The organism is Parafannyhessea sp., from assembly GCF_051876455.1.
GTDB lineage: Bacteria > Actinomycetota > Coriobacteriia > Coriobacteriales > Atopobiaceae > Parafannyhessea.
This window is the reverse complement of sequence record NZ_JBJEHW010000209.1, coordinates 1-1,730: the sequence shown is the minus strand read 5'-3', so window position 1 is coordinate 1,730 and position 1,730 is coordinate 1. Positions and strand designations below refer to the sequence as shown.

Annotated in this window: 2 protein-coding genes; both read right to left on the bottom strand. The window is 66.0% G+C overall.

Annotated elements, in window-relative coordinates; genetic code table 11:
* On the bottom strand, positions 1-471 hold a 471-nt coding region (locus tag ACI38Z_RS08940), incomplete at its 3' end, for a type I restriction-modification system subunit M N-terminal domain-containing protein (protein ID WP_439789853.1).
* A gap of 676 nt (positions 472-1,147) precedes the next feature.
* A complete protein-coding gene (locus tag ACI38Z_RS08935) occupies positions 1,148-1,531 on the bottom strand; it encodes a hypothetical protein (RefSeq protein WP_439789852.1) in 384 nt (127 codons plus the stop codon).
* Between the last annotated feature and the right edge of the window lie 199 nt (positions 1,532-1,730).

Here is a 1,730-nt window from a genome sequence, read left to right as displayed (position 1 = left end):
CGTCTGCTCCGAGAGGTCCATCTCGGAATACTGCTTGACGATGGCATAGAGGCACCCGCCCTTGTCCATCTTGTCTATCTCGCCCTCGATCTTGAGGCCCCCACCGTCGAGGATGTCCTTGACGTTCTGCGAGAAGCCGTCGATGTAGGCCTTGAAGTTCTCGGCGAGGTTGTCGGCGTCGTTCAGAAGCTCGGATAGCGTGAAGCGGCTCGTGTTGTAGAAGTCGTAGCCGGATATGGAGCAGAGCACCTCGGGCGGCAGGTCCGGGTCGTCCTCGAAGGCCGCTACGACGGCGTCCTTGGTGGCCTCGAGCACGCACTCGAAGCGCCTGAGCACGACCATCGGCAGCACGACGTTGCCGTTGTCCTTCTTCTGGTAGACGCCGCGAAGCTTGTTCGCCGACGCCCATATCTGGTTCGCGTACTCGTTGATGCTCGTCGAGCCCTCATCGGCCCATGTCTCGGTCACCATCCGTGCCCCTCGTTGCCGTTTTCGTCCCTACCGAACCCACAATATCCGAACCGGGCGAAATTAATGGTACGATTAGACAAATGATTGGTGAGCTCTTTCTGAAAGGCGCGTTGTAAATCGCACATATGCACCTGACCTTTCGGGGTGGCGGGGATCACGAGGAGGTCCTCATAAGGTGGGTTCACGACACCCTTGTCGACAAAACGATTCTGGAATTCTACGCACGCGAGATGCCGACACGCACGACCTGGACGGCTTCTGTCGCGCAATAGACGCCTTCGACGGCTCAGAGAGGGAGTCCTCGAGGGCGTTCAGGGTCTCCGTCGACGTCCCGACGAGCGCGGATGACGCCTGGCTGCCCCGCCTCATCGTGGACCACGGCGACCGGCCGTCGCTCGACCGGATTCACTGCGTCAGGAGCGGGAGGCCTGGACCCCACCGCCACGACGCGTACGTCTGGGGCTAGGACATCGGCGAATGTGAGACGACGCCGGGCGACGATTAGGTCCTTGTCCTTCCTCCCGCCGCGCGCGTCAGGTGTTTCTGCGCGCGGCGGGAGCGGCCGCGGGAGGGCTTGGCTGCGGCCGTGGCGGCGGGAAAGGGCGGCCGACCGACTTCTGCCGAGCGGTCGCTTTCCTGCCGCGGGCGGTATCGCTTTTTCTGTCCCAGGGTCGCGCTACTCCTCCCACAGGTAGGCCCCGACGAGGTGGCGGAGCTTGGCCCTCCCCTCCCCGACGATGACTATGGCGATGGCGTCGGCGCGTGCCGAGCACACGTCGTCGTGGTCGGCCGCGTAGCGGAGGCAGGCGCGGCGCATTGCGCTCACGTCCTCCGGGGTCACGTCGAGCGCGGGCATCGCGTCGCCCGACTCCGCGTCGCGCGAGACGCGGACGGTCGCGAGCACCGCCTCGTCGCCCTCGTAGGCGACGACGTCGGCTCCTTCCGCCCCCTCGTCGGCGACCTCGTAGCCCCTGTGCTCGAGGTACCCGCGGGCTATCCTGAGCCCCTGCTCCCTGACCTCGTCCTCCGTCGCCTGCATGATGCTCTCGTTCTCGGTCATTGTTGACCTCCCTAGGACGTGGAAGGGCTTCTCCCTCCCTCGCCGGACGAAGCAGCAAGCCAGGCGCGGCAGAGCGGCGCGCCCTTGCGGGCGTGGCGCTGCGGCGCACGGCCGCGCCTGGCGCCGGGGAGCGGGAAGAGGTGCTTGCTCCCCGTGCTAGCGTGTCCGGCGAGGGGGGCCAGACGGTCTGCGCGACCCT

Coding starts and splice junctions, on each gene's coding strand:
- ACI38Z_RS08935 (WP_439789852.1), bottom strand. CDS start 1,531: ATGACCGAGAACGAGAGCATCATGCAGGCGACGGAGGACGAGGTCAGG.